Source organism: Actinoallomurus sp. CA-142502 (genome assembly GCF_050936355.1).
Taxonomy (GTDB): Bacteria; Actinomycetota; Actinomycetes; order Streptosporangiales; family Streptosporangiaceae; genus Actinoallomurus; species Actinoallomurus iriomotensis.
In genome coordinates, this window is sequence record NZ_JBNJMY010000001.1 from 10593171 (window position 1) to 10616038 (window position 22868).

The window sequence follows — 22868 nt, forward strand, 5'->3', positions numbered from 1 at the left end:
GCGCACTCCCTCGCGTCGTCTGCACCGACCACGCTATGACGGTGTCACTTCAGCCACAAAGCAGGTGTTCAGTGCGGTGCGACGACGACCTGCACGCGCTGGAACTCCTTCAGGTCGGAGTATCCGGAGGTCGCCATGGCACGGCGTAGCGCGCCGATGAGGTTCATCGAGCCGTCGGCGACGTTGGAGGGACCGTAGAGGATCTGCTCCAGCGTGCCGATCGACCCCACGTCGAGCCGGGTGCCGCGCGGCAGCTCCTCGTGGTGCGCCTCGCTGCCCCAGTGGAAGCCGCGGCCCGGCGCCTCGGCGGCCCGCGCGAACGGAGAGCCGACCATGACCGCGTCGGCGCCGACGGCGAGTGCCTTGGCGATGTCGCCGGACTGCCGCATGCCGCCGTCGGCGATCACGTGGACGTAGCGTCCGCCCGACTCGTCGAGGTAGTCGCGCCGGGCGGCGGCGACGTCGGAGATCGCGGTGGCCATCGGCACCGCGACGCCGAGCACCGTGCGGGTCGTGTGCCCCGACCCGCCGCCGAACCCGACGAGCACACCCGCGGCGCCGGTGCGCATCAGGTGCAGCGCGGCGGTGTAGGTGGCGCAGCCGCCGACGATCACCGGCACGTCGAGGTCGTAGATGAACTGCTTGAGGTTGAGCGGCTCCGCGCGGCCCGAGACGTGCTCGGCGCTGACCGTCGTGCCGCGGATGACGAAGAGGTCGACCCCGGCGTCGATGACGGCCTTGTGGTACTGCGCGGTGCGCTGCGGCGACAGCCGGGCCGCCACGGTCACACCCGCGTCGCGGATCTCCTTGATGCGCTGCCCGATCAGCTCTTCTTTGATCGGCTCGGCGTACAGCTCCTGAAGCCGCTTGGTCGCGGTGTCGTCCTCCAGCGAGGTGATCTCGGCGAGCAGCGACTCGGGGTTCTCGTAGCGGGTCCACAGGCCTTCGAGGTCGAGCACGCCCAGCCCGCCGAGCCGCCCGATCGCGATCGCGATCTCGGGGCTGACCACGCTGTCCATCGGGGCGACGACCAGCGGCATCTCGAACCGGTACGCGTCGATCTGCCAGGCCACGCTGACCTCTTCGGGATCGCGCGTGCGGCGGGAGGGGACGATGCCGATCTCATCGAGCTCGTACGCCCGGCGGCCGCTCTTGCCCCGCCCGATCTCAACCTCAGCCATCTGGTGTCCCTTTCCATGGCTCGGCCGCGACCACCCTGTGGTCACGGCCGAGAAGTCTTTCTTTCAGCGGACCTGGTAGTTGGGCGCCTCGACCGTCATCTGGATGTCGTGCGGGTGGCTCTCTCGCAGACCCGCCCCAGTGATCGGCATGAGGACCGCGTTCTCCTTCAGATCCGTGATCGTGCGGGAGCCGGTGTACCACATCGCCTGGCGTAGCCCACCGACGAGCTGGTGCGCGACGGCCGCGATCGGCCCGCGGTAGGGCACCTGGCCCTCGATGCCCTCGGGGATGAGCTTGTCCTCGCCCTCGACGGTGTCCTGGGAGTAGCGGTCCTTGCTGTACGAACCGCCGCGCTCGCGGTTTTTCATCGCGCCGAGCGAGCCCATGCCGCGATAGGTCTTGTACTGCTTGCCGTTGATGAAGATCAGCTCGCCGGGGCTCTCCTCGCAGCCCGCGAGCAGGGACCCCAGCATCACCGAGTCGGCCCCGGCCGCGATGGCCTTGGCGATGTCACCCGAGTACTGCAGGCCGCCGTCGCCGATCACCGGCACCCCGGCGGGACGGCAGGCCAGCGCGGCCTCGTAGATCGCGGTCACCTGGGGCGCGCCGACGCCGGCCACCACCCGCGTCGTACAGATCGAGCCGGGACCGACCCCGACCTTGACCGCGTCGGCGCCCGCGTCGACGAGCGCCTGGGCTCCCGCGCGGGTCGCGATGTTGCCCGCGATGACGTCCGCACGAGTGTTGGCCTTGAGCTTGGCGACCATGTCGAGCATGCCGCGCGAATGGCCGTGGGCGGTGTCCACGACGATGACGTCGGCCCCCGCCTCGACCAGCGCGCGGGCGCGCCGCTCGGCCTCGTCGCCCACGCCCACCCCGGCGCCGACGATCAGCCGGCCGGCGGAGTCCTTGGTGGCGTCGGGGTACTGCTCGCTCTTGGTGAAGTCCTTGACGGTGATCAGCCCGCGCAGCCGGTCGCCCTTGTCGACCAGCGGGAGCTTCTCCACCTTGTTCTTGCGCAAGAGGGCGAACGCGTCCTCACGTGACACGCCGACCGGGGCCGTGACCAGCGGCATCGGCGTCATGACCTCGCGTACGGGACGGGAGGTGTCGGCCTCGAACCGCATGTCGCGGTTGGTCACGATGCCGACCAGGACGCCCTGCTCGTCGGTCACCGGCACGCCGGAGATGCGGTAGTGGGCGCACAGGCGCTCGACGTCGGCGAGCGTGTCGCCGGGCGAGCACGTCACCGGGTCGGTGACCATGCCCGCCTCGGACCGCTTGACCAGGTCGACCTGAAGCGCCTGTTCTTCGATCGGCAGGTTGCGGTGCAGCACGCCGAGGCCGCCCTGACGGGCCATCGCCACGGCCATCCGGGCCTCGGTGACGGTGTCCATCGCCGCGGAGACCAGCGGGATGCGCAGGGTCACCGAGCGGGACAGCCGGGTCGTCGTGTCGGCGTCGCCCGGCCCGAGATCGGAGTAGGAGGGCACGAGCAACACGTCGTCGTAGGTGAAGCCCTGCGGAGCGAACTTGGCGGGCTCGGGCGCGGAAGTCATTGGCATCATCCGATGGGGTGCGATATCGGGCCAGGTCAGCGGATCCTGGTTACATCCTAGAGCGAGGGGGTCGCTGACAAGGCCCGTCGGGTGGGGCTGTGGATAACCGGAAGGCGCCCGTACAGCGTCACGGAGCGTCAGCCGGACTGGCCCTCTTCGCTGTCGATCACACCGTCGACGTAGCCACGGGCGTACTCCCAGCTGACATAGTCGCTGGGCTCCGCGGCGATGGCCGGCTCGTGCACCCGGGCCAGGCCCTGGTCGAGCAGTTGCCGCAGGTTGCCGTACAGCAGGTCCCAGTCGATGTGGTGGGGTTTGCCGCAGTCGGTGCAGTCGACCGTCAGGCCCTTGATGCCCAACGGCTCCAGGAGCGCGCGGAAGACCTCGAGGTCGGACAGATCCGCGAGCACGTCCTCACGCTCCGTCATGCTCAGCGGCTCGGCCTCGTCATCCAGGTCGCCGAGGGCGGCGGCCGGGTCTTCCGGATCGTCCGCGAAGGGATCGAGCGGGGCGTCATCGTGCACAAACCCACGCTACTGCGCGGCGCAAGTGGTGCGTGCGGGGTCCGTCACACCGATGAGCACGCCGCGACGTGCCTGCCACGTCCGGGCAAAGCGGCGAGGGTCCCGAGCCGGGCCCTCAGCTCACCAGTCCGAGACGATCATCACGATGGCCGAGATGCCCCTGCGCAGCGTGAACCAGTAGCTCAACCGCCAGATCGCCGGGAACGCGGGCGGGATCGGGCGGAGGATCCGCCATCTCGCGTCCCGCCTGGCGCCGCACACGCGGCAGATGCCCGCCCACAGGCATCCCAGCGGCCAGAACATCAGGTGCAGGGCGAACAGCACGGGAGTCAGCAGAAACGTGACCACCCAGTACACGGCGTAGAGGGCCAGGAACGGCAGCAGGACGATCAGCAGGAGCACCCGGCCGACGGTCCCCCAGAAGCCGCGCCCGCGAAGCCGTAGCGCGGGCGGCGGAAACCGGCGGCGGCCCGCCGGACCCTGCGGCGCCCCGGCCGGATGCCGCGCGAAGTGATCGGGAGCCGTCCCGTGCCCCGGTGGCCGTCCGTACGGCCCCTGCCCCGGCTGCTCCCACGCCGACGGTGGGCCACCCTGCCCGTGATTCCGGCCCGTCACGACGGTCACCTTATCCTCGCCGATCACCCGGCGATCGTTCGCTCCCCTCCGCCACAGGTGCCGTCAGAGCGGTGCGTACGGCCTGACGGGTGCGGGACGTGCTCATGATCGATCAGGGGGCGCACCGGCTCGGCCGTCCAGCCGGCCGCTCCGCGTCGCCTGTGGCGAGCGCCGGTCGAAGTCGATCGCGATGAGCGAAGCTTGATCTCGTCCGCACCGCGCCCGCCCAGACTGAGGCCCGGCCATGGGATGCGCTCCGGCCGGGAGGGCGATCTGTACCGGCCGCCGATCTGATAACGCGGATCCGCGCGGCTCGACGGACGGTGGCCATCCACCGGCGCTCGTACGGTGCCGCGCGACGGCCGCGCCCCGATCAGGGGGCTGGGCGTGTGCTCCGGACGGGACGGCGATCTGTACCGGCCGTCGGCCAGGTAGCGCGGATCGACGGACGGTGGCCGTCCACCGGCGCTCGTACGGTGCCGCACGACGGCCGGCGCCCCGGCCAAGGGGTGGAGGTGTACTCCGGACGGGACGGCGATCTGTACCGGCCGCCGATCGGATAACGCCGATCGGCGCGGCTCGACGGATGGTGCCGTCCACTGGCGGTCGCACGGTGCCGCGTGACTACCGGCGGCCCCGGTCAAGGGGCTGGGCGTGTGCTCCGGCCGGGAGGGCGATCTGTACTGGCCGCCGGCCAGGTAGCGCGGATCGACGGACGGTGGCCATCCACCGGCCGTCGTACGGTGCCGCGTGACGGTCGGCGACCCCGATCAAAGGGTGAAGGTGCACTCCGGCCGGGACAGTGACCCGCACGGCTCGACGGACGGTGGCCGTCCACCGGCGGTCGTACCGTGCCGCGCGACTACCGATGGTCCCGGTCAGGGGGAGGGCGGGTGCTCCGGCCGGGACGGCGATCTGTACCGGCCGCCGGCCGGGTAGCGCGGTTCGGCGCGGCTCGACGGATGGTGGCCGTCCACCGGCGGTCGTACGGTGCCGCGTGACGGCCGGTGGCCCCGGTGGAACCACGGCGGCTGCGGGTCATCGCCGGTGCGGGGCGCGGACTCCTTCGCGGCCTCCGGCGGAACGGCGCGCGCGCTTCTGTCCGTGGTGCGTCGCACCGGCGTGCGGCGGTCGGCCGGGACGGCGTTCGTGCCGGCCACCGGATCACGGCGCTGAACGTTCACGTTGGAACGTTCCGATGCCTTGATGCCGGCCGATCCGGGCGTGCGGCCCATCGCGCCGAGATCCTTGCCCCCGCCCGCCGCGGCGGCGCCGGCCGACGTCAGCACCATCGCGGCCACGCCGAACGTCACGAACGCGCGGACGCCACGGCGGTACTGCCCCTGGAGGCCGCACGGAACCCTGGCCGGAGGAGCGGGCAGCGGCGGGGCGCCCGCGTCGACGTCGGCGACCAGCGCCGCCAGCAGGGCGGCCGCCGGATCGTCGGCGACGGAGCGGCGGGCATCGGCGAGGCGGCGTGCGGAAAGCGCGTCGAAGAGCTCGTCAGTGCCGCTGACCGCGCTGATGTCGAACGGATCGGGGGTGGTGGCACGACCACGTGTCAAGCGATCGACTCCTCACTTGCCATCGCTCGAAGCCGGGCGATCGCCCGGTGTTGCGCGACGCGAACGGCCCCCGCTGACATACCGAGTACATTACCGGTCTCCTCCGCGGACAGACCGGCCACCACCCTCAGAAGAACCAGCTCGCGCTGGTGTTCCGGCAGGCGGTCGAGCAGGTCGCGAGCGCGCTCGGCCTCGATGTAGCGCACGACCGTCTCCTCCGGTCCGGGCCCCTCGTCGGGCCCGTCGGGCAGGTCCTCGGTCGGCACGGCCGCGCGGATGGCGCTGCGCAACGCATCGGCGATCTTGTGTGAGGCGATTCCGAAGACGAAAGAGGCGAACGGCCGGCCCATGTCACGGTAACGGGGCAGGGCCCCGAGCACGGCGATACACACCTCCTGCGCGACGTCATCGGCGATGTGGTATTGCCCGGACACCCGGCCGAGTCGCGCACGGCAGTAACGGACGATCATCGGGCGTACACGCCCGATCAGAGACTCGACAGCCGCCGGGTCTCCTTGTACGGCGAGGCTCGTCAGGTCTCGGAGATCGCTTTCATCCCCTTTGGCCGGACGGCTCAACCGTAGATCGTCGGCAGCACCCCGATACGTGGCCCCGGCGATTGCTCCCTCGGTCACGAGAGCATGATGCCCATCGAGATCGCGCCTGTCTGCCTCGTTGATGACAACGGAATGGTCACAGTGCACGATCGAGCGGCCATTTCTCACTCATTGTAGCCGCACGCAAGCTCGCTGTCAGCGTTGTGTGTCATTTGCAACATACATTCCGAGAGCAGCGGGCTTTCGGGAAATTATTGGCATCCCTCGCAAGTCCAGCGTACATAGGGCCGCCGAAGACAAAAGAAAGACCCTCGCCGCGCGACGCGGCGAGGGTCTGAAAAAAGACCGGTCGGAATCAGTGACCGTGGCCGTGGCCGTGACCGCCGGCCGCGGCGTCGGGCTCTTCCTCCGGCTTGTCCGCGACCAGCGCCTCGGTGGTGAGGAGCATGCCCGCGATCGACGCGGCGTTGGTGACCGCCGAGCGGGTGACCTTCACCGGGTCGATGACGCCCTGCGCGATCAGGTCGCCGAACTCGCCGGTGGCGGCGTTGAAGCCGTGCCCGGCCGACAGCTCCTGGACCTTGGAGACGACGACGTAGCCCTCGTTGCCGCCGTTCTCGGCGATCCAGCGCAGCGGCTCGACGAGCGCCTTGCGCACGGACTCGGCGCCCGTGGCCTCGTCGCCCGACAGGCCGAGCGCGTCGAAGCCGCCCTTGGCGACGTGCACCAGCGCGCTGCCGCCGCCGGAGACGATGCCCTCCTCGATCGCCGCGCGGGTCGCGGAGATGGCGTCCTCGAGACGGTGCTTCTTCTCCTTCAGCTCCACCTCGGTGGCCGCGCCGACGCGCAGCACGCTCACACCGCCGGCGAGCTTGGCGAGCCGCTCCTGGAGCTTCTCGCGGTCCCAGTCGGAGTCGCTGTTCTCGATCTCCTGGCGGATCTGGCGGACCCGGTCCTCGATGGCGGACTGCTCGCCGGCGCCGTCGACGATCGTGGTCGCGTCCTTCTTCACCGTGACGCGGCGGGCCGTGCCGAGCATGTCGATCTCGACGCCGTCCAGCTTGAGGCCGACGGCCTCGGTGATGACCTGGCCGCCGGTGAGCACGGCGATGTCCTCGAGCATGGCCTTGCGGCGGTCGCCGAAGCCCGGCGCCTTGACGGCGACGCTGACGAACGTGCCGCGGATCTTGTTCTGCACCAGGAGCGCCAGGGCCTCGCCCTCGACGTCCTCGGCGACGATCAGCAGCGGCTTACGGGTCTGGGCGACCTTCTCCGCGAGGGGCAGGAACTCGGTGACGTTGGAGATCTTGCCGTCGTGGATGAGGATGTAGGCGTCCTCGAGGACCGCCTCCATGCGCTCGGGGTCGGTCACCATGTACGGCGAGAGGTACCCCTTGTCGAACTGGAGTCCCTCGGTGAACTCCAGCTCCAGGCCCATCGTGTGGGCCTCCTCGACCGTGATGACGCCGTCCTTGCCGACCTTGTCGAACGCCTCGGCGATCAGCTCGCCGATCTTGGCGTCCTGGGCGGAGATGGTGGCGACGTGCGCGATCGACTCCTTGTCGTCGACCTCGCGGGCCGACTTGAGCAGCTCGTCGGAGACGTACGCGGCGGCGGCGTCGATGCCGCGCTTGAGGCCGATCGGCGAGGCGCCGGCGGCGACGTTGCGCAGGCCCTGGTGGACCATGGCCTGGGCCAGGACGGTCGCGGTCGTGGTGCCGTCACCCGCGACGTCGTTGGTCTTGGTGGCGACCTCCTTGGCGAGCTGGGCCCCGAGGTTCTCGAACGGGTCCTCCAGGTCGACCTCGCGCGCGATGGTCACACCGTCGTTGGTGATCGTGGGGGCGCCCCACTTCTTGTCGATGACGACGTTGCGGCCACGCGGGCCGATCGTCACCTTCACGGCGTCGGCGAGGGCGTTGACGCCACGCTCGAGCGAGCGCCGCGCGTCCTCGTCGAAGTCCAGGATCTTCGGCATGAGAGAAGCTCCAAGTAAGGGATGTACGTCAGCTATGGGCTAGAAGCACACAGCCCCGGCCGCCCGCAGGGGCCGACCGGGGCGGTGCATCTGTCTTCAGTTGTTACTTCTCGACGACGGCGAGCACGTCGCGAGCAGACAGCACGAGGTAGTCCTCGTTGTTGTACTTGACCTCGGTGCCGCCGTACTTGCTGTAGAGCACGACATCCCCGACCTTGACGTCGAGCGGCACGCGCTTCTCGCCCTTGTCGTCGAAGCGGCCCGGGCCCACGGCGAGGACGGTGCCCTCCTGCGGCTTCTCCTTGGCGGTGTCCGGAATAACCAGACCTGACGCAGTTGTCTGCTCGGCCTCGAGGGGCTGGACGACGATGCGGTCCTCGAGCGGCTTGAGAACAACCTTGGTGGCGGTCGACACGATCTGACCTTCCCCTTCGATTGCGTATCCTCGGCCGACCGAAGCGGCCAGCCGCATGATGGAGACGCGACCACGGTGGTCTGCCGTCGCGGGTGCCAGACCAGCCTGTCGCTTGATTGGCACTCTGATGATGAGAGTGCCAGTCATGGAGATTATGCCGTGGCCGGGAACCCGTCAACACGGGCCCGCACCCTGGGAGTCCGCCGCCTGTGACCTGCCCCGATAACAGGTGTGGCGCACGGTGTGACTCTCCGGCGCCCACCGCCCGTGCCGTACCGCGCGCGGGCGTCGCTACCTTCTTCGGGTGGACATCGCCGCTTTCGAAGGCCTGCTGACCCCCGGCGGCCAGGCCCTGCTCGGCGAGGCGGGCGCGGCCGACGTGAGCGAGGGGGCGCTGCTGACGACCGCGTCGCGGCTGCGCACCCGCCATCCTCCGGAGCTGGTCGGGGCCGCGCTGACCCAGGTACGCCTGCGGCAGCGGGCGCGCGCCAAGTTCGGCACCGACGCCGACCGCATGTACTTCACGCCGGCCGGCCTGGAGCAGGCGACGCGGGCGAGCGTCGCGCGGCACCGGGCCCGGCGCTTCGCCGCCCACCTGGAGGACACGGGGAGCGTGCTCGACCTGGGCTGCGGCATCGGCGGCGACCTGGTCGCGCGCGGGCGGGCCGGCTGCCGTGGGCTCGGCGTCGACCTGGACCCGCTGACCGCCGCCGTCGCCCGCGCGAACGTGGCGGCGTTCGGCCTGGCGGACTCCGCCTCCGTACGCGCGGGCGACGCGGTCGCCCAGGATCCCGCGCGGCACGCCGCCGTCTTCGCCGACCCCGGGCGGCGCACGTCGCGCGGGCGGGTGTTCGACCCGGAGGCGTACGAGCCGCCGCTGACCACCGTGCTCGGCCTCGCCCGTACGGCGCCGGCCGGCTGCGTGAAGGTGGCGCCGGGCATCCCGCACGACGCAGTGCCGGAGGGGGCCGAGGCCGAGTGGATCTCCGACGGCGGCGAGGTCAAGGAGGCGGCGTTGTGGCTCGGCGGCCTGTCCGGGGCGCGGCGGGGCACGACGCTGCGGCGGGCGACCGTGCTCAGGGAAGGCGCGGAGCCGGCCACGATGACGGCCGATCCGGCGCTCGGGCCCCCGCCCGTCGCGTCGTGGCGGCGTTATCTCTACGAACCGGACGGAGCGGTCGTACGCGCCCATCTCGTCGCGGAGGTCGCCGCCGCGCTCGGCGGGGCGCTCGCCGACCCGCGCATCGCCTACATCACCTCCGACACGCTGCGGCCCACGCCGTTCGCCCGCGCGTACGAGATCCACGACGTTCTGCCCTTCTCGGTCAAACGCCTGCGCGCGGAACTGCGGCGACGCGACGCCGGCACCCTGACGATCAAGAAGCGGGGATTCGCCGCCGACATCGAACGCCTGCGGCGCGACCTCCGGCCGTCGGGGTCCAAGGAGTGGGTCGTGGTTCTCACTCGGGTGGGCGAAACACCAACGGCACTCATCTGCGCGGCCCGCCGACACCAGGTCACGGCAGAAGACACGCCACCCTAAGGCAAACACTGCGACTATTGCCGTATTGGGTTGACTACTCTTGGCAGCGGCCGCAATCCGCGCCGCGGGGGGCGCGGGCGGGAGCAGCGCCCGGTGGGGCGCACGGGGGAAATGGGGAACGACGATGACCGACGCCGTGCTGCAATGTCCCAAGTGCGGCGTCGCCATGGCCGGCTTTCACCGCGCCGGCGTCACCCTGCGGGAGTGCGGCGCATGTCGCGGCGTCTTCCTCGGCCGCGGCGAACTCGACCGGCTCCTCGGCCGGGGCGCCGCGAGCACGGGGGCGAACGCGCATGCGGCGTCCGCGCCTTACGAAGGCCGTCACCGCCGCGACTAAAACGGCATTCCGCTACTCCGGGATAAGGATCTCTTTTCCCTGAATTTCTTTGCTTACGCTCGATGACCATGGTCGGCTCATTAGAGTGACCCTTCGCGACGCACGCCACTGCCATTTCCGCGCGCAGGCCGGCGACCCGGCAAAACGAAGGAGCTCCCCGGGTGGACACCAATCACAACTTCCTGCAGACAGGAGGTCAACCGGTCTCGGACCGAATGCGGGAATTGCTGGCCCGCGCTGCTCAAGATCATGTTTACGAGCAACGCTCGACAGGTCAGGTCCTCGACGAGATCCATCAGCGGCTCGAGGGCATCGAGTGGCTGCTCCGCGAGGTGCGCGAGCGCGAGCTCAGCGGCCTGACAACCCAGCTCGACTCGGTTCGTGGCCAGGTCGACGAGCTGTACGGCAAGCCTCCGGAGTGGGCCGAGGGGCTGGCCGAGCACATCGAGTCCGTCGGCGAGAAGGTCAAGCCGGTCGCCGAGCTGCCCTCGCTGTGGGCCGACGTCGGCGTCATCGCGGAGAACGTCGACGAGGGCCTCTCCCGCATCCAGAACGTCCTCGACTCGAGCAAGAGCATCACCGACGCGACGCTGCGGGCCGCGCAGCAGATGGACGACCTCACCAAACGCCTTGACCGGCTGGCGGGCACGATGGAGGCCGCGTCCGTACGCTTCAACCGGCTCGACAAGACCCTCGCCGACCTCGGACACCGCTCCGAGAAGCTCGAGCACCAGATCAACGCCGTGGCCGGCAAGGTCGACCAGTCGCTCGGCGACATGGCCGAGCGCGTCGAGCAGGGCCTCGACGCGGTCAACGGCAGGGTCGAGGGCGTCGGCGGGCGTCTCGACGGCATCGACGGCCGCGTCGAGGGCCTGTCCGGCAAGATCAAGGGCATCGAGGGCCACTTCCAGGGGCTCGAGGCCAAGATCGAAGGGGTCGACGACCGCGTCGACGGGGTCAACCAGCGCATCGGCCAGCTGCCGGTCACGCTGGAGATCGGCGAGTTGCACCGCAAACTCGCCGCCATCGGCGACCGGCCGTTCATCGATCCGACCGACCGCTTCGACGCCCTGGAGAAACGCCTGGCCGAGGCGATCGACCCGCTCGTCGACGAGTTGCGGGCGCGGCCCGACCGCGACGAGGCCGAGGAGACCCTCTCCAAGATCGTCGAGTCGTCGCGCTCCGACCTCACCAAACACATGGAGATCCTCCGCGAGGACCTGCTGCGGCAGGTCGGCGGTGTGCACGAGGACGTGAGCAAGAAGGTCGACACGGCCCAGCACGACATGACGCAGCGCATGACCTCGGTCCACGAGGACCTCATGAAGCGGCTCATCACTCTTGAGGAGACCATGCTCGCGCTGGCCGAGGCGCTGTTCCGCCCGCGCCGGGAGAGCAAGGAGTGACGACGACGGCCGCTCCGGTCTTGTCCCGGAGCGGCCTTTTCGTCGCCCTTTGCGCGAAACGCTGCACACATAGGTATTTGCGGGGTTTTCGGGATTAATAGCAGACCCAAGAAGATCGTCGGGCCGCAATGACATGCCGTTTACTTCGCCTTGGATTGATAAAATCACTCCCGATACGGTTCGGAATCCGTTTGGATGGGACCCGTGACCTTCCCCAGATTCTCAGAGCCGCTGAGCGCTGCGACGCTGCGCTGGGTCGAGGAATGCCTGGGGCCGGGCAGCGAGGTGAAGATGGTCCGGCCGCTCGTCGGCGGCCTGTCCCACATCAACCACGCGCTGCTCGCGGAGAGCCGCTCCGGCACCGTGCACCGGCTCGTGCTGCGCCGCTGGGCCTCCGCGTCCTGGCCGGACATCGACATCGAGTTCTCGCCCGAGCGCGAGATCGCCGCGCTGACGCTCCTGGCGGGCTGCGAGATCCCGACGCCGTCGCTCGTGGCCGCCGACCCCTCGGGCGCCCACTGCGAGACGCCGACGCTGCTGATCACGAGGCTGCTCGGCCACCCGCCGCGACCGGCGCGCGAAGAGCTGCCCGAATACCTCATCCAGCTGGCCGCCGGTCTGCTGTCGGTACACGCGGTCGGGGGCGCCTCCACGATGCCGCCCTACCGCCCGTACAACCACCTCGACGTGCGTCTCGCGCCGATCAACGCCCGGCATCCGGCACTGTGGGAGCGGGCGTTCGACATCGCGGCCGGCCCGTCCCCCGGCGCCACACCGCACTTCATCCACCGTGACTACCTGCCCGACAACACCCTCTGGGCGTACGGGCGGCTCACCGGCATCGTCGACTGGTCCGGCGCCTCACACGGACCGGCCGCCGTCGACGTGGCCCACATGCGGTGGAACCTCGCCCTCCGGTACGGGGTCGAGGTCGCCGACCAGTTCCTCGGGGCCTTCGACCAGGTCTCCGGCGGCTACCGGCACAACCCGTACTGGGACCTGCGCACCGTGCTCGACCTCCTGCCCGAGCAGCCGCTGCGCCCGATCTCGCCGAACGACATCCCCGCGCTGGAGAGCTTCCTGGAGCACGCCCTGATCGAGCTGGGCGCGCCCGCGACGCGGTTCTGAGGTCGGACTCGCCGAACCGCGCCCTACACCAGCACGTCGGTGATCGGCAGGGACGAGTCGGCCGGGAGGTCGAGGGCCGAGGGCTTCAGGCCCGCGCCGACGAGTTCCGCGCCGAGGGCCGCGACCATCGCGCCGTTGTCGGTGCACAGTTTCGGGCGCGGCACCCGCAGCTGGATGCCGGCCGCCTCACAGCGCTCCTGGGCCAGCGCCCGCAGGCGGGAGTTGGCCGCGACGCCGCCGCCGACGAGCAGGTGGGAGACGCCGTTGTCCTTGCAGGCGGCGATGGCCTTCTTGGTCAGCACGTCCACCACCGCCTCCTGGAACGCCGCCGCGACGTCGGCCACCGGCACCGGCTCGCCGGCGCGCTCGCGTGACTCGACCCAGCGGGCCACCGCGGTCTTCAGCCCCGAGAAGGAGAAGTCGTAGGTGCCGTCCTCGTACTTGCCGCGCGGGAAGGAGATCGACGCCCGGTCGCCCTCGCGCGCCGCGCGGTCGATGTACGGGCCGCCGGGGAAGCCGAGGTCGAGCACTCGTGCCACCTTGTCGAACGCCTCGCCGGCGGCGTCGTCGACCGTCGCGCCCAGCGGGCGCACGTCGGAGGCCACGTCCGGCACGAGAAGGAGCGATGAGTGCCCGCCGGAGACGAGGAGGGCCACGCAGGGCTTGGGCAGCGGACCGTGTTCGAGCTGGTCGACGGCCACGTGGGCGGCGAGATGGTTGACGCCGTACAGCGGCTTGCCCAGGCCCAGGGCGTACGCCTTGGCCGCCGCGACGCCCACGAGCAGGGCGCCGGCCAGGCCGGGGCCGGCGGTGACCGCGATCGCGTCGACGTCGGCGAGCGTCACGCCGGCCTCGCTCAGCGCCCGGTCCACGGTCGGCGTCATCGCCTCCAGGTGGGCGCGGGAGGCCACCTCGGGCACCACCCCGCCGAACCTGGCGTGTTCGTCGACGCTGGAGGCGATCGCGTCGGCGAGGAGAGTGTGGCCGCGGACCACGCCCACGCCGGTCTCGTCGCACGACGTCTCGATGCCCAGCACCAGCGGCTGGTCCGTCACGGTTTCACCCCCTGCCGCGCCGGCGCCTCGCCCGGCCGCGACTCCTTCATCATCACGATCGCGTCCACCCCGGAGGGCTGGTAGTAGCGCTTGCGGACGCCGACGGCGGTGAAGCCGAAGCGCTCGTAGAGCCGGCGCGCCCGGTCGTTGTCGGCCCGCACGTCGAGGAAGATCTCGACGCAGCCGCGTACGGCCGCCTCTTCCAGCAGCGCGGTCAGCAGCGCCGAGCCGATGCCCCGGCCCTGGAGCTCGGGGCGTACGCCGATGGTCAGCACGTCGCCCTGCCCGCCCACAGCGGACAGGCCGGCCCAGCCCGCGAGCACGCCGTCGTCGTCCACGGCGACGTAGCGGCGGGTGCCGGTGCGATCGACCAGCTCGCCGCGGTACGTCTTCTCGGACCAGGCGTCGTCGGGGAACAGCAGGTGTTCGAGCTCCAGCACCGCCGGCAGGTCGTCGAGAGTCAGGTCGCGGACCTTCATCCCGGCGTCACCCGCTTGCGGGGCCCGGGCTCACGCGCGTCGGGCTTGCGCAGGTAGAGCGGCTCGGGCGGCAGCAGATCGGGCCCGGCGCCCCCGGACAGCCGCGAGACGACGAGCTCGGCGATCGCGGCCGCCGACGGCAGCGCCGGAGTCTCGCCCTTGAGCACGTCGGGGTAGAGCAGCGCGCCCTCACCCAGCGCGGGCAGACCGGGAATCGCGGCGTCGGCCGGCTTGCCGACCGACGGCCCGTCGGTGCGGACGGTCGCCGAGTCGTACCGCGCCCAGTAGACCTCTTTGCGGCGCGCGTCGGTGGCCACCACGAACGGATCGGTCCGCTTCGACTCCCAGGCGAGCGCGTCGAGCGTGCAGACGCCGTGCACCGGGATCTGCAGCACGGCGCCGAGCGAGCGCGCCGTGACCAGGCCGACCCGCAGCCCGGTGTACGGACCGGGACCGACGCCGACGGCGATCGCGGACAGGTCTTCGCGGCGCACCTGAGCGTCACCGAGCACGGTGTCGATCGCGGGCGCGAGCACCTCCGCGTGTCTGCGTCGATCGACGACCTTGGACTCGGCCCGGAGACGTGGCGTCTCGCCCGGGGCCCACTCGCTCAGCGCGACGGTGACCGCGGCGGTCGCGGTATCGAAAGCCAGGACCAGCACGATCCTTGAGGGTAGCGCGCCCCGGCCACTGCCAGTTACGAGTGCGACTCGAGCTTGGACACGATGTCGCGGGCGGCGCCGAGGGCGCCGTCGCTGGCGGTGTGGGAGGACAGCGGCGTGCCGGCGGCGTTGAGATGGTCTCCGCCGGAGTAGTGCACGGTGATCAGCACGTTGGCGAGGCGGGCGTTGGCGACGGCCTCACCGATCGCGGCGGAGACGTCGACCGTGTACACGACGTACGCCTGTTCACCGACGCCGCTCACGCCCCGGCTGTCCCGTACCTTGACGCCGTCCGAGAGATCCTTGCCGCCGCGGTCGGCCTGCCACTCGGTGGAGAAGGTACGGATCGCGGTGTCCGTGGCGGACGTGCCGCCGGTGGCGGCGAGGGCGCGCAGTTCGACGCTCAGCTGGCGGGTACGGGAGCCGTACAGGCTCCAGGCGCATTCGCTGTGCTCGTCGGACTGGTTGGCGAGGGTCGCGCTGCGGTCGGCGCCGGGAGCCAGTTTGTCGGCGACGCTCTTGCTGAGCGTGTCGCAGGCGCTAGGCACGGCGTCGCGGTCGGACCCCCGGCCGGTGCTCATCGGCGAACTCTCGGCCCCCGCGTCGCGGGAGCGCGGCTGGTGGGCATGGTCCCCGCCGAGAGAGACCCAGGCCACGGCGCCGGACACGACGAGGACGAACGCGGCCGCGCAGGCGGCGGCGACAAGCCGGCCCCGGCGTCTGGCCGGCCGGGCGGCACGACGACGACCGCTCACCAGGTCCCTCCTCCCTCATCTCCCGTTCGCGTGCTTTGCCGGAAGATGAGATTCAGGGGAAGAGAGTACGACAAGATCGTAATCTTGACCGCTCGAGGGTCCCCGATTTGGTATGGCCGTCACGGTGGGCCGTGGGCCACGGGTCGGAGAGACGTACCGATGAAGTCGATCGTCGCGCCGTACGGGCGCTGGGAGCCGGCGACGCCCGCGCGGGTCGCGTCGCTGTTCGCCGCCCTGCCGTGCCCGTGGTGGATCGCCGGCGGGTACGCCATCGAGCTCGCCGTCGGCCGTCGCGTCCGCGACCACGGTGACATCGACGTGATGATGCTGCGCCGGGACCAGTTCCACCTGCACGACGCCCTGCGCGGCTGGGAGTGCTGGGCGGCCGACCCACCGGGGGTCCTGCGTCCCTGGGAGCCCTCCGAGGTGCTGCCGCCGGCCGTCCACGACATCTGGTGCCGTCCGGGACCCGGCGAACCGTGGCGTGTCCAGGTGATGCTGGACGAGGCGGACGGCGAGGAGTGGGTGTCCCGGCGAGATCCCGCCGTCCGGCGCCCGCTGGCCGGGATCGGGGCGGCCGGTCCGGACGGCATCCCCTACCTCGCGCCCGAGATCCAGCTGTTCTACAAGGCCAAGCGGCCCCGGCGGAAGGACGAGACCGATCTCCTCGCGGTCCTGCCCCTGCTCGACGAGGCGCGGCGACGGTGGCTGAGCGAGGCCCTGGCGCACTGCTTCGGCGCGCACCCGTGGCGGGAACGGCTCGCGTACTGAACGGCGCGGGCCCGTCAGATCGGCTGGTCGCCCAGGGTCGCCCATCGGGCGCCGACGCCGGTCAGCGTGACCGTGCGCTCGTCCGTCTCGCTGCGTTCGATGACGATCTCCAGGCGGTCGTCGGACAGGCCCTCGGCGATGCCGCCGCCCCACTCGACCACGGTGATCGCGTCCTGCAGGTCGAGATCGAGGTCGTCCAGCTCGTCCAGGCCGCCGAGCCGGTACGCGTCGGCGTGCACGAGCGCCGGGCCGCCCGCCAGTGACGGATGCACCCGCGCGATCACGAAGGTCGGTGAGGTGATCGGGCCCCGGACCTGCAGGCCGTCGCCCAGGCCCTGGGTCAGGGTCGTCTTGCCCGCGCCGAGCGGACCGGACAGCAGCACGAGGTCGCCGGCGCGCAGCAGGGCGGCCAGCCGGCGGCCCAGGTCGCGCATCTCTCCCTCGGTCGGAACACGAAGTGGGCTGCTGGTCAAAGAATCCTCCTTCGCCGGAAGAGTGACCACGGGTGCCGTGTTACCGGTTCGCTCACTCCGTTCGCTCATGCGGAACGCTCCTCGGCCACGGGCCGGACGCGGCCGATCAGTTCGGCGATGGCATCGGTGACGGCCTCGGGGTGTTCGAGCATCAACACGTGGCCTCCCTCGGCCACCTCGATCAGTTCGGCGTCCGGCAGCGCCGCCGCGATGGCCCGCCCGTGCGCGGGCGGGGTGAGCCGGTCGTCGTCGCCGACCACGATCACGGCGGGCAGGTCCCGGAGCACCCCGAGCGCCTCCAGCTTGTCGTGCTCGGCGAGCGTCGGGTAGAACTCCGCGATCACGTCGGTGGGCGTGGACCCGATCATTCCCTCCACGAACTCCACGATCGACGGGCTCACCTCACGGTCGGCGAACGCGATCCGGCGGGTGATCACGAAGGCCACGTCGGCGCCGATGCGGCGGCCCTTGTCGACCAGCGCGCCGCGCTTGCCGATGCCCCGTACGACGCCGGGCACGGCGCGCCGGAACACCTTGCCGAACAGCTCCGGCAGGCCCAGCGTGAGCTCGGCGAGCTGCCCCGACGAGGTGTTGACCAGGGCCACACCGACGACGCGCGAGCCGAACAGCTCCGGGTGCCGGTCGGCCAGCGCCATGATCGTCATGCCGCCCATGGAGTGACCGACGAGCACGACCGGCCGCCCCGGCGAGGTGGTGGCCTCGATCACCGCGAGCAGGTCGTCGCCGCACTGGTCGATGGTGGCGTGGGTGAGGTCGCTGCGCCCCGAACGACCGTGGCTGCGCTGGTCCCAGAAGACCATCCGCACGTCGTCGAGGCGGGCCAGGTCGCGCCGCTGGAAGTGCCAGGAGTCCTGGGTCAGGCAGTAGCCGTGGCTGAACACGACCGTGAGGGCGGCGTCGTCCGGCCCGTCGACCTCGACGTGGAGGGGTACCCCGTCACTCGCGAGGACGGTCTGGGGGCGGCCGCGCAGCTCGCCGAACCGTTCGTACCGGTCGGGGTCGGGACGCAGGCGTTCGCGTCCGACGGCGTAGCGGCGCGCCCCGACGACCGCGCCGACACCGATGGCCCCGGCGGTGCCGATCGCGGCACCGATCAGGCCGGCTCGCTTCTTGTTCATACCGCCTCTTCAGCGTAGGTACGGGGGACCCGGGCCCCGATCCTGGTGACGATCTCATATGAGATCGTGCCGAGCATGTCCGCCCAGTCCTGGGCGGTGGGTTCGCCGTGGTCGCCCGGCCCGAAGAGGATCACCTCGTCGCCCGCGTGGATCTCGTCGTCGCCGACGTCGATGACGAACTGGTCCATGCACACGGTGCCCGCGACGCGCCGCCGCCGGCCCGCCGCCCAGACCTCCAGGAGGTTCGTGCCGTGCCGCGGGATCCCGTCGGCGTACCCCAGCGGCACCAGGCCGAGCGTGGTCTCCGCCGAGGTGGTGTACCGGTGGCCGTACGACACGCCCTGCCCGGCCCCGACCCGTTTGGCCAGCGCCAGGCGTCCGGTCAGTGTCATCGCCGGCCGCAGGCCCAGACGGCGCGCGGGCCCGAGTGAGGGGATCGGATCCAGGCCGTAGACCGCGATGCCGGGCCGTACGAGGTCGTAACGGGCCTCCGGGAGGGTCAGCGTGGCGGCGGAGTTCGCGATGTGGCGCACCTCGGGCCGTACGCCGGCCTTCTCGGCGAGCTCGACCGCCTCGTCGAACTCCCGGAGCTGGGCGGCGATCGAGGGGTGGCCCGGCTCGTCCGCGCAGGCCATGTGGGACCAGAGCCCGACTACCGTGGCGAGGCCCTCGGCCTGGGCCCGCAGGGCGGCGTCGACCAGCGCGGGCCAGTCGGCCGGGGTCGCGCCGCTGCGGGCCAGCCCGGTGTCGGTCTTCAGGTGCAGTCTGACCTGCCGCCCGACGCGGGCGGCGGCCCGGGTGATCTCCTCGACCTGCCCGACGGAGGTGGCCGACAGGTCGACGTCTTCGGCGACGGCGTCGTCGAACCGCTCGCCGGGCGCGTACAGCCAGCACATCGCCCGCACGTCGAGGCCGGCGCGCCGCAGGGTCAGCGCCTCGTCCAGGGTGGCGACGCCCAGCCAGGACGCTCCGCCCGCCACCGCGGCGCGTGCGGCCGGGATGATCCCGTGACCGTAGCCGTCCGCCTTGACGACCGCCATCAGCTCGGCACCCGGGGCGCTCTCCCGCAGCAACTCGACGTTGCGCCTGATCGCACCAAGATCGACACGGGCCGCTGTGGTAACGCTCATGCACCAAGTGTGGCAGCGCCGGACCCTTGCCCAGGCCATCGGCGACGGGCGCGCCGCACGCGAAGGCCGGCTCCGGAGCTCAGCCGGCGAGCGTGCGGAAGGCGGCGGGAACGGCGTCGACGACGTCCTGAGCGCTGATCGGAGCCTCCGCGTCGGAGCCCGGCTCCGGACCGGCGGCGGCGAGGCGCCCGGCGAGACCGTGGAGGTACGCGCCTGCGGCCGCGGCGTCGATCGCGGCCGCCCCACCGGCCAGGAACGCGCCGATCAGGCCGGACAGCACGTCGCCGGTGCCCGCGGTGGCGAGCCGCGGCGTGCCGGTCGGGTTCACGCGCACCGGCCGGCCGGCCTCGGCGATGACCGTGGTGGAGCCCTTGAGCAGCACCGTCGCGTTGAGTTCCTCGGCGGCCCGGCGTACGTGTTCGAGCCGCCGGGCCTCGACCTGGTCCGCGTCGGTGCCCAGCAGCCGGGCGAGCTCGCCGGCGTGCGGGGTGAGCACGGTCGGGGCGCTGCGCCCCAGCAGGTCGCGGCGGCGAGTCAGGACGGTGAGCCCGTCGGCGTCGACCAGCACCGGCCGATCGGTGGCGAGCACCTCGCCCAGCAGCGTCTCGGCCCGCTCGTCGGTGCCCATGCCGGGTCCGGCGACCCAGGCGTTGACCCGCCCGACGCCGCTCAGGGAGTCCTCGACCACGCTGGTCACCGCCTCCGGCCAGTGGTGCCGGACGAGCTCGACCGCGTGCCGCGCCGAGGCGAAGCGCACCATGCCGGCGCCGCCCCGTACGGCGCCGCCGACCGACAGCACCGCGGCCCCGGTGAAGGTCTCGCTCCCGGCGAGCACGCCGGGAACACCGCGGCGGTACTTGTTGGACTCCCGCTGCGCCTGGGGGGTCCACAGGTCGACGTCGACCGCCTGCGGCAGGCACGCGTCCGGGTCGCTCAGGTACGGGCCGAGCCCGATGTCGACCAGCTCGACCACGCCCGCGTGCCCGGCTCCGGGATCGACGAAGAGGCCCGGCTTGTACGCCCCGAACGTCACCGTCACGTCGGCGCGGACGGCCGCACCGCTCACCACGCCGGTGTCGGCGTCGACGCCGCTGGGCAGGTCGCACGCCACGAGGGTGGCGATGGCGCACGAGGCGTGCCCGGCCAGAGTCGCGTACGGCTCGCGGAGCCCGCCCCGGCCGCCGATGCCGAGCATTCCGTCGATGATCAGGTCCGCGGCCTCGATCGCGCGCACCGGCCGGTCGCCGTCGCCCGCCTCGACGGCGCGTCCCCCGGCCGAACGCAGCGCCGCCAGGCCGCCCTCGTGGGTCTTCGAACCGGCCAGGATCGCGGTGACCCGCGCGCCGCGGCGGGCCAGCCGTTCGCCGGCGTACAGCGCGTCGCCGCCGTTGTCACCGCTGCCGACCAGCAGCACGACCTCCGCGCCGTACACGCCGTCGCCCGGGCCGGTGACCCCCGCCCGCCCGCTGCGCAGCAGGCCCGCGCAGACGGAGGCGAGCCCGGCCGCGGCACGCCGCATGAGCGCGCCCTCGGGCAGCCGGGCCATCAGGGCGCGTTCGGCGGCGCGGACCTTCTCCACCTCGTACGCGTACCGCATGCTCAGGTTCCCTCTCGTCGGTCGGTGTGCTCGGCGATCACCACCGCGACGGCGACACCGCCGTCGTGGCTGAGCGAGACGTGCCAGGAGTCGACGCCGAGCCGCGCCGCCGCCGCGGCGACGGTGCCCTCGACGTGCAGGCTGGGCCGCCCGTCGGGCGCCCTGCGCACCTCGGCGTCGGTCCACTTCAGCCCACGCGGCGCGCCCAGTGCCTTGGCCAGGGCCTCCTTGGCCGCGAAGCGCGCGGCGAGGGAGCGCGGACGCAGCCCCCGCTCGGACTCGGTGAACAGCCGGACGGCGAGGCCGGGCGTGCGTTCGAGGGACCCCGCGAACCGCGCGATGTCCACGACGTCGATCCCCACTCCGACGATCACCGGTTCAGGTTAACGCCGTGACCAGCGTGCCGGGAGTGTCGTCGGAGCCGACCCGGGGAACAACGATGTTCGCCCAGCGGATCGCGCAGGTCGATGCCGGGCGGAAGGCCACCGCGACGTTGCCCCAGGAGTAGCCGGGCCGGTCCACGCGATCCCGGCCGCGTGCCAGGTGCTGGCAACACCAGTATCACGGGGCTCTCAGCACTCTCACCCGCGCGGCCGCAGGCTGCTGCGCATGGCCCAGATCACCCTCGACGCACCGGCGTCACATGCGCCGGTCCGGCTCGGCCGGCTGCTCACGATCATTCTGGCCGGCCAGTTCATGGCGATCCTCGACGTCTCCGTCGTCAACGTCGCCGCGCCGACCATCCGTACCGACCTGCACGCGTCCGGCGCCGGGCTGCAACTCGTCATCGCCGGCTACACCATCGCGTACGCCGTTCTCCTCATCACCGGCGCCCGTCTCGGCGACCGGCTCGGGCACCGCGCCGCCTTCCAGGCGGGCCTCACGGTCTTCACCGCCGCGTCGCTGGCCTGCGGCCTGGCCGGCGGCACCGGCATGCTCATCGGCTTCCGCTTCGTCCAAGGGGTGGGTGCGGCGCTGATGGTGCCGCAGGTCATGAGCCTCATCCAACGCAACTTCACCGGCGCCGCGCGGGCCCGCGCGCTCAGCGTGTACGGGGCGGTACTGGCGGGCGGCTCGGTCGTCGGCCAGGTCGTCGGCGGGCTCCTCGTCAGCGCCGACCTGTTCGGCACCGGCTGGCGCCCGGTCTTCCTGGTGAACGTTCCGATCGGCGTCGTGCTGCTGGTCGCCGGCGCCCGTACGCTGCCCGGCGACCGTGGCGAGCAGGACAGCGGCCTGGACCTGCCGGGGCTGGTCAGCCTGGCCGCGGCGACGCTGCTGTTCGTGGTGCCGCTCGTGCTCGGGCACGAGGAGGACTGGCCGCTGTGGGGCTGGCTGATGCTCGGCGGCAGCGTCGTGGTGTTCGCGCTGTTCGTGGTGGCGCAGCGGCGCGCGTCCGCACCGCTGATCCCCGGCCGGGTGGCCGGCGCCCCCGGCATGCGCGCGGGGCTCGTGACGATCTTCCTGTGCATGGGCACCTTCGGCGGGTTCCTGTTCAGCGTGGCCCTGCACCTGCAGGGCGGCCTCGGCTACAGCCCGCTGCGGGCCGGGCTGTTCTTCATCCCGGGCGCGGGCGGGTTCGCGCTGGCCAGCCTCAACTGGCGGCGCGCACCCGCGCGGTGGCACCGCCCGATGATCCCCGCCGCGCTGGTCGTGGCCGGGCTGGGCTACCTGGGGCTCGAGGTGTTCGAGTCGGGCGGCGTCGGGTTCGAGGTCGCGATGGGACTGGCCGGGCTGGGCCTCGGCGCGGCGTTCAGCCCGCTGCTCGCGGTGGCGCTGAGCCATGTGGCCGTGGCGGACGCGGCGGACGCCAGTGGCCTGCTGGTGATGACGAACCAGCTCGGCCAGGTCGTGGGCGTGGCGACGTTCGGCACGCTGTTCCTCAGCGTCGCGCCGCCGACCGGGCACGCCCTGACGGTGACGTGCGTGGCGCTGGCCGTCACGGCGGCGGTGGGCGCGTGCTGCGCGACACCGCTGCTCCGGCGACGACGGGGCTGAGCC

24 protein-coding genes are annotated in these 22868 nt (G+C 71.9%); 6 read left to right on the plus strand and 18 right to left on the minus strand.

What is annotated here, in order from left to right; genetic code table 11:
• Positions 1 to 68 precede the first annotated feature (68 nt).
• The 8 genes from ACQEV1_RS49670 to groES all read right to left on the minus strand — a co-directional run bounded on the left by ACQEV1_RS49670 (position 69) and on the right by groES (position 8395).
• A complete protein-coding gene (locus tag ACQEV1_RS49670; RefSeq protein WP_285582575.1) occupies positions 69 to 1181 on the minus strand; it encodes a GuaB3 family IMP dehydrogenase-related protein in 1113 nt (370 codons plus the stop codon).
• A 63-nt stretch (positions 1182 to 1244) separates the two neighbouring features.
• Positions 1245 to 2741 (minus strand): IMP dehydrogenase, encoded by a 1497-nt coding sequence (guaB, locus tag ACQEV1_RS49675; protein WP_285582577.1) that lies wholly within the window; start codon positions 2739 to 2741, stop codon positions 1245 to 1247.
• Positions 2742 to 2878: 137 nt separating this feature from the next.
• Complete coding sequence (locus ACQEV1_RS49680; protein WP_285582579.1) at positions 2879 to 3265, minus strand: DUF5319 domain-containing protein; 387 nt, start codon at positions 3263 to 3265, stop codon at positions 2879 to 2881.
• Between the two features lie 120 nt (positions 3266 to 3385).
• Positions 3386 to 3880 (minus strand): hypothetical protein, encoded by a 495-nt coding sequence (locus tag ACQEV1_RS49685; RefSeq protein ID WP_433404944.1) that lies wholly within the window; start codon positions 3878 to 3880, stop codon positions 3386 to 3388.
• Between the two features lie 878 nt (positions 3881 to 4758).
• Positions 4759 to 5445, minus strand: a complete 687-nt coding sequence (locus ACQEV1_RS49690) for a hypothetical protein (RefSeq protein WP_433404947.1) — start codon at positions 5443 to 5445, stop codon at positions 4759 to 4761.
• A complete protein-coding gene (locus ACQEV1_RS49695) occupies positions 5442 to 6080 on the minus strand; it encodes a sigma-70 family RNA polymerase sigma factor (protein ID WP_432705594.1) in 639 nt (212 codons plus the stop codon). The genes ACQEV1_RS49690 and ACQEV1_RS49695 overlap by 4 nt, the downstream gene beginning before the upstream one ends.
• Before the next feature lie 277 nt (positions 6081 to 6357).
• Positions 6358 to 7980 carry a chaperonin GroEL gene (groL, locus tag ACQEV1_RS49700; RefSeq protein WP_285582585.1) on the minus strand — a complete coding sequence of 541 codons (1623 nt, stop codon included), beginning with the start codon at positions 7978 to 7980 and terminating at the stop codon, positions 6358 to 6360.
• A 103-nt stretch (positions 7981 to 8083) separates the two neighbouring features.
• Positions 8084 to 8395 (minus strand): co-chaperone GroES, encoded by a 312-nt coding sequence (gene groES / locus ACQEV1_RS49705; protein WP_141956791.1) that lies wholly within the window; start codon positions 8393 to 8395, stop codon positions 8084 to 8086.
• Positions 8396 to 8699: 304 nt separating this feature from the next.
• On the opposite strand from groES, the gene ACQEV1_RS49710 reads away from it, so the two are divergent.
• From ACQEV1_RS49710 to ACQEV1_RS49725, 4 genes are all read left to right on the plus strand, one after another.
• Positions 8700 to 9938 (plus strand): THUMP-like domain-containing protein, encoded by a 1239-nt coding sequence (locus ACQEV1_RS49710; protein ID WP_433404950.1) that lies wholly within the window; start codon positions 8700 to 8702, stop codon positions 9936 to 9938.
• A gap of 124 nt (positions 9939 to 10062) precedes the next feature.
• Positions 10063 to 10275, plus strand: a complete 213-nt coding sequence (locus tag ACQEV1_RS49715) for a zf-TFIIB domain-containing protein (RefSeq protein WP_285582589.1) — start codon at positions 10063 to 10065, stop codon at positions 10273 to 10275.
• 161 nt (positions 10276 to 10436) lie between these two features.
• Positions 10437 to 11681 (plus strand): hypothetical protein, encoded by a 1245-nt coding sequence (locus ACQEV1_RS49720; protein ID WP_285582590.1) that lies wholly within the window; start codon positions 10437 to 10439, stop codon positions 11679 to 11681.
• A 204-nt stretch (positions 11682 to 11885) separates the two neighbouring features.
• Positions 11886 to 12809: a phosphotransferase family protein gene (locus tag ACQEV1_RS49725; protein ID WP_285625254.1), complete on the plus strand. Its 924-nt coding sequence runs from the start codon at positions 11886 to 11888 to the stop codon at positions 12807 to 12809.
• A gap of 23 nt (positions 12810 to 12832) precedes the next feature.
• Here ACQEV1_RS49725 and tsaD read toward each other — a convergent pair whose 3' ends face one another.
• From tsaD to ACQEV1_RS49745, 4 genes are read right to left on the minus strand one after another with little or no spacing between them, the layout of a single operon-like run.
• Positions 12833 to 13864: a tRNA (adenosine(37)-N6)-threonylcarbamoyltransferase complex transferase subunit TsaD gene (tsaD, locus tag ACQEV1_RS49730; protein ID WP_285582593.1), complete on the minus strand. Its 1032-nt coding sequence runs from the start codon at positions 13862 to 13864 to the stop codon at positions 12833 to 12835.
• The gene (gene rimI, locus ACQEV1_RS49735; protein WP_285582595.1) at positions 13861 to 14343 is read right to left on the minus strand and encodes a ribosomal protein S18-alanine N-acetyltransferase; all 483 of its coding nucleotides are present in this window, start codon (positions 14341 to 14343) and stop codon (positions 13861 to 13863) included. The genes tsaD and rimI overlap by 4 nt, the downstream gene beginning before the upstream one ends.
• Positions 14340 to 15005: a tRNA (adenosine(37)-N6)-threonylcarbamoyltransferase complex dimerization subunit type 1 TsaB gene (gene tsaB / locus ACQEV1_RS49740; RefSeq protein ID WP_285582597.1), complete on the minus strand. Its 666-nt coding sequence runs from the start codon at positions 15003 to 15005 to the stop codon at positions 14340 to 14342. Before tsaB ends, rimI begins: the two co-directional genes overlap by 4 nt.
• 35 nt (positions 15006 to 15040) lie before the next feature.
• Positions 15041 to 15760 (minus strand): hypothetical protein, encoded by a 720-nt coding sequence (locus ACQEV1_RS49745; RefSeq protein WP_433404955.1) that lies wholly within the window; start codon positions 15758 to 15760, stop codon positions 15041 to 15043.
• A gap of 159 nt (positions 15761 to 15919) precedes the next feature.
• On the opposite strand from ACQEV1_RS49745, the gene ACQEV1_RS49750 reads away from it, so the two are divergent.
• Positions 15920 to 16531 (plus strand): nucleotidyltransferase domain-containing protein, encoded by a 612-nt coding sequence (locus ACQEV1_RS49750; protein WP_285625246.1) that lies wholly within the window; start codon positions 15920 to 15922, stop codon positions 16529 to 16531.
• Between the two features lie 14 nt (positions 16532 to 16545).
• Here ACQEV1_RS49750 and tsaE read toward each other — a convergent pair whose 3' ends face one another.
• The 6 genes from tsaE to ACQEV1_RS49780 all read right to left on the minus strand — a co-directional run bounded on the left by tsaE (position 16546) and on the right by ACQEV1_RS49780 (position 21392).
• Entirely contained in the window at positions 16546 to 16965 is a 420-nt protein-coding gene (tsaE, locus tag ACQEV1_RS49755) for a tRNA (adenosine(37)-N6)-threonylcarbamoyltransferase complex ATPase subunit type 1 TsaE (protein ID WP_432705601.1), read from the minus strand.
• A 104-nt stretch (positions 16966 to 17069) separates the two neighbouring features.
• The gene (locus ACQEV1_RS49760) at positions 17070 to 18143 is read right to left on the minus strand and encodes an alpha/beta fold hydrolase (protein WP_433404958.1); all 1074 of its coding nucleotides are present in this window, start codon (positions 18141 to 18143) and stop codon (positions 17070 to 17072) included.
• Entirely contained in the window at positions 18140 to 19273 is a 1134-nt protein-coding gene (gene alr, locus ACQEV1_RS49765) for an alanine racemase (protein WP_433404961.1), read from the minus strand. Before alr ends, ACQEV1_RS49760 begins: the two co-directional genes overlap by 4 nt.
• A 79-nt stretch (positions 19274 to 19352) precedes the next feature.
• Positions 19353 to 20870 (minus strand): NAD(P)H-hydrate dehydratase, encoded by a 1518-nt coding sequence (locus ACQEV1_RS49770; protein ID WP_433404964.1) that lies wholly within the window; start codon positions 20868 to 20870, stop codon positions 19353 to 19355.
• Positions 20871 to 20872: 2 nt separating this feature from the next.
• Complete coding sequence (locus ACQEV1_RS49775) at positions 20873 to 21244, minus strand: holo-ACP synthase (protein ID WP_285625236.1); 372 nt, start codon at positions 21242 to 21244, stop codon at positions 20873 to 20875.
• 4 nt (positions 21245 to 21248) lie between these two features.
• Positions 21249 to 21392, minus strand: a complete 144-nt coding sequence (locus ACQEV1_RS49780) for a hypothetical protein (RefSeq protein ID WP_433404967.1) — start codon at positions 21390 to 21392, stop codon at positions 21249 to 21251.
• 87 nt (positions 21393 to 21479) lie between these two features.
• Between ACQEV1_RS49780 and ACQEV1_RS49785 the strand changes: the two genes are divergently transcribed.
• A complete protein-coding gene (locus tag ACQEV1_RS49785; protein ID WP_433404970.1) occupies positions 21480 to 22865 on the plus strand; it encodes an MFS transporter in 1386 nt (461 codons plus the stop codon).
• The last annotated feature ends 3 nt before the right edge of the window (positions 22866 to 22868 follow it).

What these genes read in the sequence shown, in the direction of transcription:
- ACQEV1_RS49670 (WP_285582575.1), bottom strand. Translation starts at nt 1,181, where the DNA reads ATGGCTGAGGTTGAGATCGGGCGGGGCAAGAGCGGCCGCCGGGCGTAC.
- guaB (WP_285582577.1), bottom strand. Translation starts at nt 2,741, where the DNA reads ATGACTTCCGCGCCCGAGCCCGCCAAGTTCGCTCCGCAGGGCTTCACC.
- groL (WP_285582585.1), bottom strand. Translation starts at nt 7,980, where the DNA reads ATGCCGAAGATCCTGGACTTCGACGAGGACGCGCGGCGCTCGCTCGAG.
- ACQEV1_RS49715 (WP_285582589.1), top strand. Translation starts at nt 10,063, where the DNA reads ATGACCGACGCCGTGCTGCAATGTCCCAAGTGCGGCGTCGCCATGGCC.
- rimI (WP_285582595.1), bottom strand. Translation starts at nt 14,343, where the DNA reads ATGAAGGTCCGCGACCTGACTCTCGACGACCTGCCGGCGGTGCTGGAG.
- ACQEV1_RS49750 (WP_285625246.1), top strand. Translation starts at nt 15,920, where the DNA reads ATGAAGTCGATCGTCGCGCCGTACGGGCGCTGGGAGCCGGCGACGCCC.
- tsaE (WP_432705601.1), bottom strand. Translation starts at nt 16,965, where the DNA reads ATGCGCGACCTGGGCCGCCGGCTGGCCGCCCTGCTGCGCGCCGGCGAC.
- ACQEV1_RS49760 (WP_433404958.1), bottom strand. Translation starts at nt 18,143, where the DNA reads ATGAACAAGAAGCGAGCCGGCCTGATCGGTGCCGCGATCGGCACCGCC.
- alr (WP_433404961.1), bottom strand. Translation starts at nt 19,273, where the DNA reads ATGAGCGTTACCACAGCGGCCCGTGTCGATCTTGGTGCGATCAGGCGC.
- ACQEV1_RS49770 (WP_433404964.1), bottom strand. Translation starts at nt 20,870, where the DNA reads ATGCGGTACGCGTACGAGGTGGAGAAGGTCCGCGCCGCCGAACGCGCC.
- ACQEV1_RS49785 (WP_433404970.1), top strand. Translation starts at nt 21,480, where the DNA reads ATGGCCCAGATCACCCTCGACGCACCGGCGTCACATGCGCCGGTCCGG.